Consider the following 17,694-nt stretch of genomic DNA (forward strand, 5'->3'; position numbering starts at 1 on the left):
CGAGGGGGTGTCACGGCCACGAGCGCACGACGTCCTCGACCGCCGTGACGCAGGCGTCGGCCACCCTGTTCCCGCCGTAGGACGCGAGGTGCGGTGCGGCCGCGGCCAGCACGGTCAGCACACCGGCCCGGCCGAGCCCGGACAGCAGGTCCCGCACCGGCGGCAGACCGTCGACCTCCCGGTGCCACGCGGCCCGCGCGCCGGCGTGCGAGGCGAGCAGCGCGGCCGCCGCGAGCCCTTTGTTGTCCTCCGCGGCGAAGCGCGTCGCGTCGACCAGCGCACGCAGGAACGGCACGGTCGCGTGCCGCGCCACCGGGCCGAAGTCACGGCCCGGCATGGCGGCCTCGCGGGACAGCGCGGCGATGCCCGCCTCGCACGCCCGGGCGCGTTGCGCCTCCGTCAGCGCGGGCAGCAGCCGACCGAGCAGGTCCAGGAACCACCACGCCGTGCCGACGTGCGCCACGACGAGGTCGACCAGCTCGTCCCGCTCGGCGTCGGTCATGGCTTCGGCGAGCAGCACGACCGGGTGGACCTGGAGCACCGACGACGGCGGCTGCCGACGCAGGTCGTCCATCACCCGTGCGACGACCTGTCGCCGCTCCTCGCCGTCGAGGCGGGCGGCCAGCGCCGCGAGCGGCAGCGGCCGATGCCTCGCGTCGACGGCCTCGGCGGCCGCACGCAGGTCGTCCACCTCGTCGGCGTCCACGTGCGGCGCCGCCATCGCCAGGTACCGGGCGAACCGGTTGTCCGGCGCGCCGCGGACCTTCTTGCGCAGCCCGCGCCAGAACTTGTCCGTGGCCCGCTCGTCCGGCAGCCGCGGCCCCAACGCGCGCCACACGTCCAAGGCGTCGTTGTCGTCGGGCAGGTCCACGGCGTCGGCGAGCCGGCGCCGGATCGCCTCCCCGGTGAGCACCCCGCCCACCGCGGCCAGCCGCTCCGCGAACCGCTGGTCACCGACCGGCTGCCGGTCCGGGACCAGCGTCGCCGCCCACCGCAGCACGTCGTCCCGTTCCGCCTCGGGAACCTGCCCGGCGACGGTGACCGCCAGGTCGGCCCGATCGACCGGGGCGAGCCCGTCCGCCAGGTGTTCCACCCGTTCCCGCACCGCGGCCCGGCGTTCCCACGGCACCCGTCCGACCAGCGCGGCGAACACGTCGGCCTGCGGTCGCACGTCGCCGATCACACCGGCCGCGCGTGCCGCGTGCCGCACCTCGTCCTCGTCCCGGCTGCCCGCGACGAGCGCCTCCAACGCGTCCGCGCGGTGCCGGTGCATCCCGAGGCCGTAGCCGATGCCGGGCAGCAGGTCCAAGGCCAGGAGCCGGGTCTCGTGGTCGAGGTGCGGGGCCATCGCGCACAACGCGTCGGCGCGCTGCCACCCCTGGCACGACGAGGCGAACCGGATCGCCTCGCGGCGCAGCCCGCCGGCCTGCTTGGCCGGGACGCGGGTGGCCAGGACCGCCAGCAGGTGGGCCTGACGTCGGGCTTCCAGCTCCGCGCCCGCCTTCCGGACCACGTCGACGGTCTTGCCCTCGACGTGGCCTGCCACCGCGATCAAGGTCTCGTCCCGGAGGAGGTCGAAGCGCGAACCCGGATCCGGCAACGCCCGCAGCGCCTCGGCCACCAGCGCCGGGCGCCTCGCCGACGGCACCGCCTGGACCAGGGCGGCCAGCGTGCGGGCCCGTGCCCAGTGCGGCCGGTCGGCGCCGACGGTCCGGGCCAGGGAGAGGGCGCGGTCCACCGCCTGGCCGCGCAGGAACGGGGCGAGGGAGATGATCGAGGTGAAGTCGGGTTCGTCCCGGCCCTCGGAAGCCCGGTCCAGCACGAGGTTCGAGGCACGGGCGAGCTGGGCCTCGTCGACGAGCGCGATCAACGCCCGGACGTGCTCGACGGCTTGCCCGGTGTCGGCCACCACGCCCAACGTCGACAGCTGCCCGGCGAGGTGCGTGGTCACCCAGTCGGGGAACAGCCGTTCGGCGGCCAGCCGCACGGCGAGCGCCCGGTGCGCCCGCGACTCCGGGCGGTGCGGGCGGTGCGGTCGGCGGGCGAGGACGTCCAGGACGCGGGGGAGCGCCGCCGACGCGACGCGGGGGATCAGCCCTGGCCACGCGGCAGCGGTGTCGTCACCGCCGTCCAAGGCGATGGCCACCGCCCGCTCCAGGTCCGGCGCGGTCAGCGCGGCGCCGAGCATGCCGAGGACTTCGGCGCGGAACGGCTGGTCACCGGAGGCCACGGCGTCCAGCAGGTTCCGCACGATCGCCTCCCGGTCGTCGGGCGGCAACAAGGGGAGCACCGCGCCCGCGACCTCCAACGCCCTCCTCGACGCGGGCGGGAACACCACCGTCCACGCCTGCCGGGCGTCGCGCGGCGTGAGGCACCGGCTGCCGTCGGGTCGGGTTGCCGCCGCCAGTGCCGCGACCAGCTCCACCCGCGCCGGGTGGTCCCGCACCGCCTGGACGCGGCCCAAGGCAACCCGCGGCGCCCAGATCCGGCCTTCGACGAGCGTGCGCAGCAGACCCGGGCGCGTGCTCGCGATGACCGACTCGACGCTGCCGTCCATGAGCGCGTAGCGGACCTCCGCGGTGATGGACGGCGCCGACCCGCCCTCGGCCAGGTCGACGTCGGTGGCCTCGGCCGCCTGCCGCCGTCCCAGCGCCAGCGACGCCCGGTACTCGACGAACGTGCCGTGCGCCTCGTGCGCGAGGAACCACGCGGTGGCCCGACGGGGTGCGCCACCGTCGGCGGGCGCCTCGACCTCGGTCGTCAGCAGGGCGTGCAGCTCGTCCTCGGCGTCCAGCTCGGCCAGGTGCCCCGCCAGGTTCCGCAGCCCGTAGCCGCCGTCCAGCCCGCCGAGCCGGGCCGGGTCCGCCACGAGCACGCCCGGCCGGATGCCGCCAGGGCCGAACAGCGCGGTCAGGTAGCGGTCCGCGAGGCGGCGGCGGGTCGTCGCGGCGGTCAGCGCCAGCAGGTCGAGCTGCCGCTCGTCACCGGTCATCGGGTCGTCCGGGCGGACGCCGGCCAGGTAGTCGCGGGCGCTGTCGTGCAGGGTGGTGAAGCGGCGGTCGTCCTCCGGGCCGACCACGCGGGCGAACGCCCTCAGCCTGCCGGTCACCACCGCCCGCAACTCCTGCACGCGAACGGGGTCGTCACCGACGTCCGCCAGCGCCGTCAGCGTGTCCAGCGTCAACGGCTCGTTGGCGCACGCCAGCGCGCTCAACGCGGGCAGCGCCAGGTCGCTGTCGCCGCTCAGCTCGGTGAGCGTGCGGCTGTAGTAGGTCCACAGGTCGACGGGCAGCGACTGCAGGTCGTCCGGCGCGACCCGACCGGCACGCACGTCCGCCAGCACGTGCCGCAGGTAGATCCACACGCCGGCGCAGCGCCGGGCGAGCTCGTCCCGGAACACCTCCGGCGAGGTCTTCGCCGCCACCAGCTCCCGCAGCACGTCGTCGTCGCGCAGCACCTCGTCGATGTGGCGGCGGATGTCGCTCTCGTTGTCCGCGCCGTCCGGCTCGATCCGCACGTGGTCGTACGGCCGTTCCCGGGCGTACAAGGCGATGCCCTCGCGGACCGTGGCGACCACGTAGGCGTTGTCGGGCAACCGCACGGGCAGGGCGAGCGGCAGGTCGCCGTGCTCGACGGCCAGGTCGAGGCCGTCGACCGCCAGCACCAGCCGGTGCGGCTCCGGCGCCGAGGTGGCGGCCCGTGCGGCGGCGTGCAGCACCCGCTGGAACCCCACCGGGTCGGCGGTGGACGCCGGGTCGTCGGCCAGCTCGTAGCGCGTGATGAGCTGGGTGCCGAGGGCCCGCAGGGCGCCGGACGCCGTGCGGCGCGTCCCGGCGTTCGTGACGAAGTGGCGGGGGAGGTTGTGCTCGGCCGCGTACAGCGCGAGGAACGTCGTCTTGCCGATCCCGGTCTTGCCCTCGATGAAGAAGTAGCCCCTCGGCTGCCCGGCGATGAACGCGTCCACGCGGTCGGCCAGCCAGTCGCGCGCGGTCGGCCGGACGTCGTCCAACGCGCCGAGGACGTCGCGGTAGTCGTCCGGGACGTGGGGAGCTTCCGGTCGGGCAGGTGCAGGTGCACGCCGCCGGAGATCCAGCCCGCCTGCACGACCGACCGGGCGTGCCCGGAGAAGTCGTTGCGCACCGGCCGTTCCCGCAGCACGGCCGCGAGCCGCGCGGACAGCTCGGCCGGCGTCGACGCGTCGATCACGACGTCCGCGTCCTCCGCCCGGTCGGTGACCGTGCCGCCGGCATCCCGCACGGCGGCGACGAACTCGGCGTCGCGCGACGCCCGATCTAAGAACACCCGGAACACCCGGCAACCGTGGCACGCCTGCCGCACCTCGGGCCGCAAGGACACGTCCGATACACCCGATCAGCGCACGGGCGCCGAACGCGGCCCCGAGAGTCCAACGCCCAGCGCCCGCGTGTCGTACCTCCAGACCGCGCGTGTCCTACGTTCAGAACGCGCGTGTCCTACGTTCGCGTCACGCGTGTCCTACGTTCAGAACACCTGAATTCAACACTCGGCACGGAAACCGCAGGTCAGGCGCGACGACGGTAAGCGTGCACGGCGAGCGGCGCGAACACGGCCACGAACAGCGCCGACCACGCCAACGTCCACGCCACCGGACCGGCCACCGGGCCACCCACCATCAGGCCGCGCGACGCGTTCATCACGTGCGTCACCGGGTTGATCTCGACCCACGACCGCAGCCACCCCGGCAACGTCTCCGCCGGCGCGATCATGCTCGTGCCGAACGTCAGCGGGAACATCACCAGGAACCCGATGCCCTGCACCGCGCCCGACGTCCGCACCAGCATCCCCACCAGCACGAACGCCCAGCTCACCGAGAACGCGAACAGGATCGCCAGCAGGCACGCCGCCAACGCGGGCAGCACGCCGGTCTCCACCCGGAACCCCATCGCCGTGCCGAACAGCAGCAGCGACACCACCGCCACCACGTACCGGATCAGGTCGCCGAGCACCGATCCGATCAACGGCGCGGACCGGCCGATCGGCAGGCTGCGGAACCGGTCGAACACGCCCTTGCCGATGTCGGTGTTCAGGTTCACGCCGGTCGCCATCCCGCCGAACATGGTCGTCTGCACCATGATCGCGGGCAGCAGCAGCTGCAGGTACTCGTGCGTCGACCCGGACACCGCGCCGCCCAGCAGGTACACGAACAGCACCACGAAGATCACCGGCTGCAACGTCACGTCCAGCAGCTGCTCCGGCGACCGCATCGTCTTGATCAGACTGCGCCGCGCCAACGCCGCGCTGTGCCGCACGAGGGCGAACGGCCGCTGCGCCTCCTCCCGACGAGCCACCGCCGGCGAAGTCGTCACCGTCGTCATGCCGCCACCTCCGTGTGCTTGCCGGTCAACGTGAAGAACACCTCGTCCAGGCTCGGCAGCCGCAGCGACAGCTCCGTCACCGCGATCCGCCGCTGGTCCAGCCGCCGCACCACTTCCGTGAACGCCGCGTCACCGTCCACCGGCACGGTCACCACGCCCCGCGCGGTCGACTCCGGCTGGTGCCCGGACACCTCGGCCAGCACCGCGGCGGCGTCGGCCAGCCGGGCCGGGTCCGCGGGCCGCACCAGCACGGTCTGCCCGCCGACGACCCGCTTGAGCGACGCCGGCGTGCCGTGCGCGATGACCCGACCGTGGTCGATGACCGAGATCTCGTCGGCCAACGCGTCCGCCTCCTCCAGGTACTGCGTGGTCAGCAGCACGGTCGCGCCGTCGGCCACGAGCGTGCGCACCACCTTCCAGATGTCGTCCCGCTTGGCCGGGTCCAGCCCGGTGGTCGGCTCGTCCAGGTAGATCACGTCGGGTCGGCCGACGAGGCTCGCGGCCAGGTCCAGCCGGCGCCGCATGCCGCCGGAGTAGGTCTTGACCTGCCGCCCGCCCGCCTCGGTGAGCTCGAAGTCGCGCAGCAGCTCGGCGGCCCGCGCCTTGGCCTGCGACGTCCGCAGGTTGAGCAGCTGCCCGATCAGCACGAGGTTCTGCACGCCGGTCAGGTCTTCGTCCACCGAGGCGTACTGCCCGGTCAGCCCGATCAGCCGACGCACCCGCGCCGCGTCCGACACCACGTCCAGCCCGCCGACCGCCGCACGCCCGCCGTCCGGCCGCAGCAACGTGGCCAGGATCCGCACCGCCGTCGTCTTGCCCGCCCCGTTCGGCCCGAGCACCCCCAGCACGGTCCCGGGTCGCGCGGCGAGGTCGACGCCGGCCAGCGCGGTCGTCTTGCCGTACCGCTTGACCAGGCCTTCCGCCTCGAATGCGTACTCCATGTCCGTTCCCTTCCCCTGTTGTCCGAGCGCCACCGTCCGGGATGGACCTGTCATCGGGCGTGCAGACCCGTGTCAGGACGCGTGTCAGAACCGTGTCGGCCGACATGTCAAGGCCTCCCCGATGACATCTCGGGGCGTTCACAGACGTTCGCAGGCGTTCCGGGCCGTTCCGCCTCCGTCCACGAGCACCGACAGGACCGGTCAGCGTTCCGCTTCCCGAAGCGGAACGTGCTCGTTCGGTGCTGCGCACGCCGTCGCTCGGTCATCCTGAGACCTCGGAAACCCCCGGTCAGCGGTGCCCCGTTCCGGTGACGGACCTTGTCCGACACGTCGGCCCACTGCTGACTTGTCCAGGTCCGCCCTTCACCGCAGGAGGATTTCTCGATGACCGTTGCCCACGACGATCCCCACGTCGCGCGGCTCTTCGAACAGATGGCACGGCTCGTCTGCGACGGCGTGGGCGACCCCCTCGACCTCCGGGAGCAGCTGGTCGAGCTGGCCATGGCGAACTCGCCGGACGTCGCCCGCTACTGGAAGCAGGTCGGCGTGGGCGTCGGCGTGCCGGACACCGCCTACAAAGACGGAGGTCCGCACCTCTTCCCGGACGCGCCGACCGTCCGGGTGTTCCGCACCAGCGGAACGAGCGGCAACGCCCGGGGCAGCGTCCGCTACTCCAGGCTCGGGCTGGAGCTGAAGGGCCTGGCGGTCGAGGCGAACGCCCGACGGCACGTCGCGGTCCCGGACGACGACGGCCCGCCCGTGGTCCTCTCGTTCGTGCCGTCGGAGGAGGACGCGCCCGACATGGCGATCGCGTTCGACATGGCGCGCATCGCCAGGGTGTTCGGCGACCCGGAGCTCAGCACGTCCGTCGTGGGACCGCACGGGGTCGACTTCGACCTGCTCGGTCGACGACTGGACGTCGCCGTGGCGGAGGGGCGGCCGGTGGTGCTCGTCGGCGGGACGTTCGCGTTCGTCAACATCTGCGACGCGCTGGAGGCGCAGGGGCGGAGCTGGCGACTGCCGCCGGGCTCGGGGGTGTACGAGGGCGGCGGGTTCAAGGGCCGCTCGCGGGTGATGCGCGTGGACGACCTGCGCGCCGCCGTGCGCCGGGTCTTCGGCGTCGAGCGGCACCGCAACATGTTCGGCATGACCGAGCTGGCCAACACGCTCTACGACGCCTCGGACACCCCGGTCGGGCCGCTCGGCGAACGTCCCAAGGGCAGCCACCCGGCGGGCGGGCCCGCGGTCCGCGACCCGCGCACCCGCGAGCACCTGGCCGAAGGCCACGGCCTCCTGGAGGTCACCGACCTGTCCCTGCTGGACCGGCCGCACGTGCTGCTCACCGGCGACCTCGGCATCGCCGGGCCGGAGGGCGTGGCCATCGCGGGCCGGATCGCGGGCAGCGCCAGTCGCGGCTGCTCGCTGACCCTGGACGAGATGACGGGAGGTGCGGCGTGAGCGTGTCGTGGACGCCCGCGTGGCTGACGGCGGGCGGCGTGCCGTTCACCCTCAAAGCCGGGCCGCACGAGTGGCGTGGCGTGCGACCCGCCGACTGGGCCGCGGTCGGCGACGGGCTCCGTTCCGCCCACGAAGACCTGCGGCGGTTGCCCGTGCGGCGGATCGTGGAGGCCGTCGACGCGGTGGTGGACCTGTGGGGCAAGCGGGACTTCACCGCCCGCCGCGTCGCGGTGCGGAACGCGGCGCTGGTCACCGGCATGTCCGAGGAGACGATCCACCGCGCGCTGGACGCCGAGCTGGGCAACCTGCGCGCCGAGTCGCTGCTGGCCGCGCTGACCCGGGAACTGGGCGACCCGGAGGTGCTCGACGACTTCCGCGGCGGCACGACCGCGATCGGGCCGCGCACCGTGCTGGCGGTGTTCTCCGGCAACGTCCCGGGCCTGCCCGCGCGGTCCCTGGTGCGGGCGCTGCTGGTGAAGGCGTCCGTGATCGCCAAGGTCCCGGCCAGGGAACCGCACTTCACCGCCGCGTTCCTGCGCACCCTGCACGACGTGGAGCCGGTGCTGGCCGACGCCGTCGTGGCCACCTACTGGGACCGTGACGACGAGGCCACCCTGGAGGCCGCGCTCGGCCAGGCCGACGCCGTGATCGCCTACGGCGGCGACGAGGCGTGCGCGGCGATCCGGGCCAAGGTCGGGCCGCACCAGCTCTACGAGGAACACGGGCACAAGCTCTCGTTCGGCATCGTCAGCGCCGAGTACGCGGCACGGCACGGCGTCGCCGAGGTGGCGCGCCGGATCGCCGCCGACTGCAGCGACTTCGACCAGCACGCGTGCCTCTCGCCGCAGGTCTACCTCGTGCAGGAGGAGCACGCCCGCGCGATCGCCCAGCACCTGGCCGAGGCGATGCGGCGGGAAGCACGGGACAACCCGCCCGGGACGATCGACGCGCGGGACGCCACCGTGCTGCAACACCGCCGGCTCGTCGCGGAGTGGCGCGCGGCCACGTCCGACGACGGCGAGGTGTGGGCGCCCGACGGTCTGGAGTGGACGGTCGTGCTCGACGACGTGCTGATGCCGCTCAGCGGCGCGGGCAACCGGGTCGCGCGGATCGTGTCCGTGCCGGACGTGGCCGCGGCGGTCGACGCGATGCGCCCGTTCGCCCGGCACCTGCAGAACGTCGGACTGGGCGCGGTCGGCGAGGAGTTCCGGCGGACCGCGCGCGAACTCGCCGTGCTCGGCGCGAGCCGGGTGTCCGCGCCCGGCGAGATGACCAAGCCGTCCATGGCGTGGCGGCACGACGGGCAGCCACGCATCGCCGGCCTCGTGCGCTGGTGCGACATCGAGCTCCACCCGGAGCTCGACAGACCTCAGCCCCGCCAGGGGTGACGACTCCGCCGTGCCCGCCCGCGGGTGGGCACGGCCATCCTCTGGGGAGGATCGGCAATGTCTGTGACGGTGAGCGGCGCGCCCGGCGCGCTGGGGGAGAGAGACCTCCGCCGGCTGGCGGAAACCGTGGCCTTCGCGCGGGACCGGAGCACCGGGGACGCGTTGGCGGCCGTGTTGGGTGGCGACCCACCCGGGCCTCTCCTGCGGCACCTGGAGTTCGCGCGAGCCGCGGTGCTGGTCGCGGCGGTGGCGCCGGCGGACGTGATCGGCGTGCTGGCCGACCTCGGCGTCGACGCGCGGGAACCGCGCCCGGGCGTGGTGGTGCGCGACCGGCTGCGCCTGCGTACGGGGCAGGAGTTCGACGTGCGGATCATGCGCGGTCCCGTCGCCGGCGGGCCGCGTGAGGTGGAGCTGATCGTGGTGCCGGGCGGGTCGGCGTTGTCCGACGCCGACCGGGAGGCCGAGTCGCACGTGGCGTTCCACGTTCCCGGCGACGACGACGTGCTGCTGCGCGGGGTGTGCGGGACGCTGCGGGACGCTGGCCTCAGCGCGGACGGCGGCTACCACGACGACGAGAACGTGACGGTGCTGCACTTCCGCGGCGCGACCCGAATGCGGCTGGAGCTGAAGGTCCCCGGACGGCACGCCGCGCTGCTGGAACGCCACGTCGGACGGCCCGACCAGCCGCGTCGCTCGATGCTGGACCTGATGACCGGCGCGTGGCGGACCCGCGCGGTGGCCGTGGTCGCCGAACTCGGGATCGCCGACCTGCTCGCCGACGGGCCGGCCGACACCGCCGAACTGGCCGACCGCACCGGCTGCCGCGCGGACAAGCTCCGCCGCGTGCTCGCCTACCTCGCCGCGCTGGGCGTGTTCCGCCGCGACGGCGAGCGCTGGTCGTTGACCGAGGTCGGCACGGTGCTGCGCGGTGACGTGGCCGGGTCGCAACGGGACTTGGCGCGCATCTACGGCGGCCTGTTCTACCGGTCGTTCAGCGGGCTGGAGCACGCCGTGCGCACCGGCGAGAGCGGGTTCAGCCACGTCTACGGCGCGCAGCCGTTCGAGCACTTCGCCGCCCACCCGGCGGACGCGCGGCTGTTCGAGGGCGCGATGGCCGCGGGCACGAGCTTCCTGGAACTGGTGCCCGGTCTGCTGGACCTGCCCGCCACCGGCACGGTGGTCGACGTGGCGGGCGGCGACGGCAGGCTGCTCGACCTGGTGCTGACCGCCGCGCCCGGCCTGCGCGGGGTGCTGTTCGACCGGCCGCACGTGGTCGGCGCGGCGGCCGACGTGCTGGTCCGGCACGGCGCACGGGCGTCGGTGGTCGCGGGCGACTTCTTCCACGACCCGGTGCCGCCGGGCGGCGACCTCTACCTGCTGTCGCGGATCCTGCACGACTGGGACGACGCGCGGTGCTCGGTGATCCTGCGCAACGTGCGCGCGGCGATGGCGGAGGGCGCGACGCTTGCCGTGGTGGAGCGGCCGATCCAGGACGACCCGCGCACGCTGCTGCCGCTGGCGTTCAACGTGCACATGATGGTCAACACCGTGCAGGGCGGCGAGCGGACCACCGACGAGCACCGGCGGCTGCTGGCGGCCAACGGCTTCGCGTTGGAGGACATCCGCGAACTGCCGCTGGACATGGCGGTGCTGGTCGCCCGAGCCACTGTGTGAGCGCTCTCACCGGTCCGCATGCTGGAAATCGGCTTCCTCGTCGCCCGGGCGGGCGACGAGGATCGCCGGTGTGCCCGCGCTGAGCGAAACCCCTGTCCGACCCCGGTCCCGACCCTTCGTGCCGCTGCTGTCGGTGAGCCTGCTGACCGGTGTCGGGTACGCGTTGGCGTCCCCGTTCCTGTCCGTCTTCCTGATCAAGGAGATCGAGGCCGGTCCGGTCGCGGTCGGGGCGTTCCTGCTGATCAGCGCGCTGGTGTCGATGGTGGTGAGCACGCTGGTCGGGCGGTTCTCCGACTCGCGGCCCATCCGCCGGACGTTGTTGGTGGTGGCCGGCGTGTCGGGCGCGCTGGCGTGGGTGCTGTTCGCCGTGCTGCGGGACTACTGGCTGCTGCTGGTCGTCGCGCTCACGGTGTGGGCGATCTCGTCCACGCAGATTCCGCAGATGTACGCCTACGCGCGGCAGTTGCTGGAACGCAGTGGCTCGACCAAGGCGCCGTTGGCGATGAGCGGCCTGCGGACGACGATGTCGATCGCGTGGGTCGGCGGTCCGCCGCTGGGCGCGCTGCTGCTCGCCGGCGGCGGGTTCACCGGCCTGTTCGCGGTCAGCGGCGCGGTGTACGTGCTGGCCGTCGTCGTGGTCCTGGTGTGGCTGCCCGAGCTGGGGCCGTCCGCGGCGCCGTCGCACGAGGTGGCGCGGCAGTCGGGGCTGCGGCGGGAGGTCGTGCTCGCGGCGGCGGCGTTCGTGCTGCTGCAGTGCGCGACATCGCTCGGCGTGACGGCGATGCCGTTGTTCGTGACCGAGAACCTGGGCGGCACGACCGGTGACGCGGGCCTGGTGCTCGGGTTGTGCGCGGCCCTGGAGATCCCGCTGATGCTGGGCTTCGGCGCGTTGGCGATGCGGTACAACCTCCGGGTGCTCGTGCTGGCGGGCGGCGCGGTCGCGCTGGCGTACTACACGATCATGCTCCTCACCCAGGCGACCTGGCAGGTCATGGCGGCGCAGGTGCTGCACGCCGTGGTCATCTCGGCGGTGATGGGCCTGGGCATCTCGTACTTCCAGGACCTCGCGCCCGACCGGCCCGGGTACGCCAGCACGCTGTTCACCAACACCTACAAGACCAGCGCGATGCTCGTCGGACCGCTGCTGGGCCTCGCGCAGCACCTCGGTTACCGCACCGCGTACGGCATGGGCCTGACGATGTCGGTGCTGGGGTTGGCGTTGCTGCTCGCCGCGCGGCCCAAGCGGGCGATACTGGCCGCATGATCGACGAGTTGCTGCGGCGCCAGGGCGAGTTGCAGGCGGAGGCGGACGCCGTGGTGGCGGACCTCGGGCTGGACGTGCTGCTGTCGGCGCTGGGTGAGCCGGTGCGGACGGGCAGTTCGGCGTTGGGCCTGATGGTGGTGCCCGACATCGACATCACGGTGGCGTGCCCGTCGCTGGACGTCGACGCCGTGGTGGGTGTCGCCGCCCGGCTCGCGCGGCACGAGCGGGTGCGCGTGGTGCAGTTCCGCAAGGACGAGGGCCACTGGAACACCGAGCCGGACGCGTACCCGGACGGGCTGTACCTGGGGCTCAAGTACCGTGACGGCGCCGGGCCCGAGTGGAACGCCGACATCTGGTTCGTGGACGAGCCGGCGCGCCAGCCCGACCTCGGCCACGTGCGCGCGCTGCCCGAGCGGATCACGCCGGAGGCGCGGGCGGCGATCCTGCTGATCAAGCACTCGCGCCCGGACTACCGCAGCTACGACGTGTACCGATCGGTGCTGGACGACGGCGTGCGGACACCCGTGGACTACGACCGGTGGCGGGTTACGCACGGTCAGTGAACCGACCGTCTGGTTTGCGCTCTTCGAGGGGTTCTCCGCGAAATTCGGGTCTCGGGGCCCTTGGCGTTGCTAAACCTTCTTCAGGGGGAGGAGGTCAGGGTGCCAAGAGGTTTCTACACCGACGACCGAGGCCGGGTTCGGCCGGTCGCCGGCGGGGGCGGGCGGAGCAGGTCGGCGCTGTTGGCCGGGTTGATCGCGCTCAGCGCGGTGGGGTACGGGGGAGCGGTCGGCCTCAGCGCGGGCGGCTCCGGTGGTGGCGGCGGTCCGGGGCTCGGCGTCGAGGCGCGCAAAGCCGAGAGCGGTGACTTCGCCCGGCGGGGCGACGCCGACGGGGCGTGGCGGCGGATGGGGCTGCACGGGCTCAAGCGGACGGAGAAGCAGCAGGCAGCGTGCGTGGACGCGGCGTTCGGCGGGGTGCGGGAGTTCCTCCGGGAGACCGCGTGCACGTCGATGGAACGGGTGCTGTTCACCGTCGGTGACGACGCGGGCAACTCGGCGGTGATCGCGGTGGCCTGGGTCGTGTTCGACTCGCGCGGCGACGCGCAGGAGTTCCAGGACATCATGGACGCCCCTGGGACCGGTGACGTGAAGGCCTTGGGCACGGCCCAGGTCGGTCTCGCGGACGTGGCGTTCACCGGCGCCAACTACGGCTCGGACCGGGACCGGACCACGGTGACCGTCGCCGAGGCCGAGATCGCGACCGGCTACCTCACGCCGGAGGTGCTGGACGCGTTGGCGGAGGTGGCGGCGCAGCTGCCCCGGTGAACACGGGATCGCCGAACGACGCCCTGCGAGCGGCCCGGCGCAACGTGCGCAGCAGCACCGGGCCGGTCGCGAGCACCAGGATCGTGGTCGTGATGGCGCGGCCGACGTCCCAGCCGAGCGACGTGGCCAGGCTGAACGTCACCACGCGCACCAGGTTGTCCAGGATCGGCGCGCCCGGCTGGAAGGACAGCGAGGTGCTGCCCGCGCTCAACGCGAACGGCCAGAACGACAGGTTCAGCAGCAGCCCGTAGACCAGGGACGCGACGGCGCTGTACGCGGCGAGCAACGCCAGCTCGGCCTTGCCGCGCGCCGACGGCAGCAGCCCGGCGCCCAGCGCCACCCAGGCCGCGCCGAGCATCTGGTACGGCAACCACGGCCCGACACCGCCCGTGAGCAGGGCGGACGCGAACAGCATGGTGTTGCCGAGCACGAACCCGAACCCGGGCCCGAACACCCGGCCGCCGAGGACGAGCAGGAAGAACACCGTCTCGATCCCCGCCGTGCCCGCGCCGAGCGGGCGGATCGCCGCGCCCAACGCCGACAGCACGCCCAGCATCGCCACGGCTTTCGCGTCGAGTCCGCCTTCGCTGATCTCCGCCAGCACGACGGCCAGCACGAGGGGCAGGAGGAGGGCGAACGTCCACGGCGCGGTCGCGCCCTGGGCGATCACGGCGTCCGCGGAGACCAGCAACGGCCAGCCGAAGGCGACGACGCTGATCGCCGCCGCCACCGCCAGGGCGAGCGTGGCGCGGGGACGGATGCGGACCGGCTCGCTCACCGTGCCGCCAAAGCCGCGCGGACGTCCGCCACCGTCAGCCACGGCGCCGGCGCGAGCACCTTCGCCACCTGCGGCGAGAAGACCGGTGACGCGGTGACCACCTCGGCGGTCGGGCCGTCGGCCACCACCTCGCCCTCGGCCAGCACCACGACCCGGCTCGCGTACTCGGCGACGAACTCGACGTCGTGCGTCGCCAGCACGATCGCGTGGCCGTCGTAGGCGAGATCGCGCAACGCCGCCGCGAGCCGCGTCTTCGCCGGGTAGTCCAAGCCCCGGGTCGGCTCGTCCAGCAGGACCGCCCGCGGCGACGGGGTGAGCGCCACGGCCAGCACCAGCGCGAGCCGCTGCCCCTCCGACAGGTCACGCGGGTGCCGCTCGTCCGGGATGCCCGGCGCGAGCCGGTCCAGGAACTCGCGGCACGTGCCCTCGGCCTTCCCCGACTCGCGGTCCGCCTGCGCGCACTCGCCGCCGACGGTGTGCAGGTACAGCAGGTCACCCGGCTGCTGCGGCACCAGACCGATGGCCTTGCGCCGCGGACCCGGCTTGAGCGTCGCCGGGTCGACGCCGTCCACGGAGACCTCGCCGCCGGACCGCTTGCCGGTGCCCTGCACCGCCCACAGCAGGCTCGACTTCCCCGACCCGTTGCGCCCCATCACGGCCACCCGCTCACCCGCGCCGACGCGCAACGACACGCCACGCAGAGCGTCCACAGCGGAGTAACGAACTCGCAGATCACGGGCGTGCACCAGCTCCGCCGACGGCGCCGACGGCACCACGGGCGGCTCGGGAAGGCGGTCCCGCAGCGGACCGGCCAACCGCCGCGCGTCGCGGATCGACACCGGCACCGGCTCCCACCCCGCGAGCTGACCCAACCGCACCACGGGCGGCGCGACGGGGGCGTCCGCCAGCACCGGACCGGGCTCGCCCGCGACCGGCGGCAGACCACCGCCGGGCAGCCACACCACCCGGTCCGCGTACTGCGCGACCCGTTCCAGCCGGTGCTCGGCGATCAGCACGGTCATGCCCAGGTCGTGCACCAGCCGGTGCAGCGCGGCCAGCACGTCCTCCGCCGCGCCCGGATCCAGCGCCGACGTCGGCTCGTCCAGCACCAGCACGCGCGGGTGGGCGGTCAGGGCCGCGCCGACGGCCACGCGTTGCTGCTGCCCGCCCGACAACGTGGCCAGCGGCCGGTGCCGCAGGTCGGCGAGCCCCAGCAGGTCCAGGGTCTCCTCGACGCGCTTGCGCATCACCGGCTGCGGCAGCGCCAGCGACTCCATCGAGTACGCCAGCTCCTCCTCGACCGAATCGGTGACGAACCCGGCCTGCGGGTCCTGCGCCACCATGCCCACCACGTCGGCCAGCTCGCGCGGCGGGTGCGTGCGGGTGTCGCGCCCGGCGACCAGCACGCGGCCGGTGAGCGTGCCGCCGGTGAAGTGCGGCACCAGGCCGTTCACCGCGCGCAGCAACGTCGACTTCCCCGACCCGGTCCGCCCGACGACCAGGCACAACTCGCCTTCCGGCACGTGCAGGTCCACCGCGGCCAACGCGGGCGCGGCGGCCTCGCGGTAGGTGACGGAGACGTTCTCGAACCGGATCACACGTTCACCCTGTTCCTGGCGATGACGTTCCTGGCGACGACGACGGGCGCGAGCGCGCACAGCAGGCCGAACGCGGGCAGCAGCGGCAGTTCGGGCACGGTCAGCGGCACCGTGCTCGGCGTCAACGCGCCGCCGCCCAGACCGTCCGGCGCGAGGAACGTCGCCAGCGCCGCGACCAGCCCGGACCCCATGACCACCAGCTCGCGCGGACCCCACCGGTCCGGCCGGTACCGGCTGCGCCGCACCCGGCGCGACCCCGTCCACAGTCCCGCGATCGCCAGCACCGAGCCCATCACCAGCATGGGCGTGCCGACGACGCCCGGCGCGCTGCCGCCGAGCAACCCGTACGCGCCGACGCACAGCCCCAGCAACCCGCCCAGCACCAGCACACCGGTCACCGCCCTGGTCCGCTTCGGCAGCCCCGCCGTCCGGCCGTACCCGCGCGAGTCCATCGCCGCGGCCAGTACCAGCGACCGCTCGAACGCGTCCTCCAACACCGGCACCATCAGCACCCGCATCGCCTTCACGCCACGCACCACGTCACCCCGCAACGCCCGCGCCCGGCGCACGGATCGCGCGCTGGCCACCAATTGCGGCGCGACCGTCAACGCCACCACCACTGCCACGCTCACCTCGTACAACGCGGCCGGCAACGACCGCAGCAGCCTCTTGGCGTTGGCCAACGCGTTCGCCGCGCCGACGCAACACAGCAACGTCGCCAGCTGAAGCCCCTGGTACAGCGCGAAAGCGAGCCCTTCGGCGCTGACCGGGCCGCCCAGCCGGATGCCCTTCGTCCACTCCGGCAACGGGATCTCCGGCAACGTCACGAGCACCGTCGGCCCGCCCACGCCACCGAGGAACACGTGCAACACCACCCGGATGGCGAGCACCACCAACGCGAACTTGAGGAACACCCCGTAGGCGTTGGCCCACGGCGTGTCCTCCCGGCACGACACGGCCACGTACCCCGCGACCGCGATCACCAGTGCCAACAGCACCGGGTTGGTCGTGCGGCTGGCCACGGCGGCGAGGCACAACGCCCACAGCCACCACGAGCCGGGGTGCAGCCTCACTCCGTCGCCTTGGCACGCCGGCGCGCGGTCCACAGCCCCAGACCGGCCAACGCGGCGATCACCACGATCCCGACGACCAGCCCGACCGTGCCGCCGGACGACGTGCCCGCCGTGGGTTCCACCGCCACCGACGTGGCACCCGTCGGCGCGGCGGAACTCGACGTCGTGCTGCCGGTGGTCGTCGCCGACGACGGCGGTGCGGTCGTCGTCCCGGCCGTGGTCGACGCGGACGTCTCGGACGGCTGGGTGGTGGTCTCCTGCGTCGGCTGACCGGGTTGTGGCGCGGGCGGCGCGGGCTGTCCCGCTTGGCCCGGTTGCGTGGGCTGTCCGGGCGCCGGCGGCTGCGGAGCGGGCTGGGTCGGTTGCGGCGCGGGCGCCGGCGGCGCGATGCCCGGCTGCTCACCCGCGCCGAACGACCAGCCCTCCACGCTTCCCGGAGCCGGGTCGTACGCGGCGGCGCTCGTGCTGCTGTAGGTCCACGAACCGCCCGGTTGGCCGTGCCAGTACCCCCAGTACGCCGTGGTCGGCGAGGTGTTCACGCACGGGTCGCTGCTCGGCTTGCCGTTGATCCGGCACACGAAACCGGGCTGCCGGGACGCGAACGTGTAGCCGAACCCGGCGGCGGTCAGCGCGGCCGTGCCCGTCGCCGGATCACCCGGAGCGCACCCCGTCTGCACGCCGCCGCCCAGCGAGCGGAAGTCCACGACCACCGTGACGCCCGCGCAGTCGGCCGCGTGGGCGGACAGCGGGGTGGCCGTCAGGGCGAGCCCGACGACGGCGACGGCCGACAGGGCGCGGCGCAACCGGCCGGTCATGGTGCGTCGAGCCCGGCTGTGCC

Annotated in this window: 13 protein-coding genes; 6 read left to right on the forward strand and 7 right to left on the reverse strand. The window is 73.9% G+C overall.

Annotated elements, in window-relative coordinates; genetic code table 11:
• Positions 1-10 precede the first annotated feature (10 nt).
• From ADK67_RS18005 to ADK67_RS18020, 3 genes are all read right to left on the reverse strand, one after another.
• The gene (locus tag ADK67_RS18005; RefSeq protein WP_053717587.1) at positions 11-4,009 is read right to left on the reverse strand and encodes a hypothetical protein; all 3,999 of its coding nucleotides are present in this window, start codon (positions 4,007-4,009) and stop codon (positions 11-13) included.
• 532 nt (positions 4,010-4,541) lie between these two features.
• Positions 4,542-5,354, reverse strand: coding sequence for an ABC transporter permease (locus ADK67_RS18015; protein ID WP_053717589.1), 813 nt, complete (start codon positions 5,352-5,354; stop codon positions 4,542-4,544).
• Positions 5,351-6,295: an ATP-binding cassette domain-containing protein gene (locus tag ADK67_RS18020; RefSeq protein ID WP_053717590.1), complete on the reverse strand. Its 945-nt coding sequence runs from the start codon at positions 6,293-6,295 to the stop codon at positions 5,351-5,353. The genes ADK67_RS18015 and ADK67_RS18020 overlap by 4 nt, the downstream gene beginning before the upstream one ends.
• 384 nt (positions 6,296-6,679) lie before the next feature.
• On the opposite strand from ADK67_RS18020, the gene ADK67_RS18025 reads away from it, so the two are divergent.
• From ADK67_RS18025 to ADK67_RS18050, 6 genes are all read left to right on the forward strand, one after another.
• Positions 6,680-7,753: an acyl-CoA reductase gene (locus tag ADK67_RS18025; protein WP_053717591.1), complete on the forward strand. Its 1,074-nt coding sequence runs from the start codon at positions 6,680-6,682 to the stop codon at positions 7,751-7,753.
• Positions 7,750-9,141 carry an acyl-CoA reductase gene (locus ADK67_RS18030; protein WP_157620537.1) on the forward strand — a complete coding sequence of 464 codons (1,392 nt, stop codon included), beginning with the start codon at positions 7,750-7,752 and terminating at the stop codon, positions 9,139-9,141. Before ADK67_RS18025 ends, ADK67_RS18030 begins: the two co-directional genes overlap by 4 nt.
• A 57-nt stretch (positions 9,142-9,198) precedes the next feature.
• Positions 9,199-10,815, forward strand: coding sequence for a methyltransferase (locus tag ADK67_RS18035; RefSeq protein ID WP_053717592.1), 1,617 nt, complete (start codon positions 9,199-9,201; stop codon positions 10,813-10,815).
• Between the two features lie 70 nt (positions 10,816-10,885).
• Positions 10,886-12,079, forward strand: a complete 1,194-nt coding sequence (locus ADK67_RS18040) for a sugar efflux transporter (RefSeq protein ID WP_231648243.1) — start codon at positions 10,886-10,888, stop codon at positions 12,077-12,079.
• Positions 12,076-12,642, forward strand: a complete 567-nt coding sequence (locus ADK67_RS18045) for a hypothetical protein (protein WP_053717594.1) — start codon at positions 12,076-12,078, stop codon at positions 12,640-12,642. Before ADK67_RS18040 ends, ADK67_RS18045 begins: the two co-directional genes overlap by 4 nt.
• 99 nt (positions 12,643-12,741) lie before the next feature.
• On the forward strand, positions 12,742-13,407 hold the full coding sequence (locus ADK67_RS18050) for a hypothetical protein (protein WP_157620539.1): 666 nt from the start codon (positions 12,742-12,744) through the stop codon (positions 13,405-13,407).
• On the opposite strand, the gene ADK67_RS18055 is transcribed toward ADK67_RS18050, so the two are convergent.
• Genes ADK67_RS18055 through ADK67_RS48250 form a run of 4 tightly spaced genes read right to left on the reverse strand, consistent with a single transcriptional unit; the run spans position 13,352 to position 17,671 of the window.
• Positions 13,352-14,185 carry an ECF transporter S component gene (locus tag ADK67_RS18055; RefSeq protein WP_053717596.1) on the reverse strand — a complete coding sequence of 278 codons (834 nt, stop codon included), beginning with the start codon at positions 14,183-14,185 and terminating at the stop codon, positions 13,352-13,354. The genes ADK67_RS18050 and ADK67_RS18055 overlap by 56 nt on opposite strands.
• Positions 14,182-15,783, reverse strand: coding sequence for an ABC transporter ATP-binding protein (locus ADK67_RS18060; protein ID WP_053717597.1), 1,602 nt, complete (start codon positions 15,781-15,783; stop codon positions 14,182-14,184). The genes ADK67_RS18055 and ADK67_RS18060 overlap by 4 nt, the downstream gene beginning before the upstream one ends.
• Positions 15,780-16,856, reverse strand: a complete 1,077-nt coding sequence (locus ADK67_RS18065) for a CbiQ family ECF transporter T component (protein WP_053717713.1) — start codon at positions 16,854-16,856, stop codon at positions 15,780-15,782. Before ADK67_RS18065 ends, ADK67_RS18060 begins: the two co-directional genes overlap by 4 nt.
• Complete coding sequence (locus ADK67_RS48250) at positions 16,853-17,671, reverse strand: hypothetical protein (RefSeq protein WP_063797635.1); 819 nt, start codon at positions 17,669-17,671, stop codon at positions 16,853-16,855. Before ADK67_RS48250 ends, ADK67_RS18065 begins: the two co-directional genes overlap by 4 nt.
• Positions 17,672-17,694: the final 23 nt, after the last annotated feature.

This window comes from Saccharothrix sp. NRRL B-16348, assembly GCF_001280085.1.
Lineage (GTDB): Bacteria > Actinomycetota > Actinomycetes > Mycobacteriales > Pseudonocardiaceae > Actinosynnema.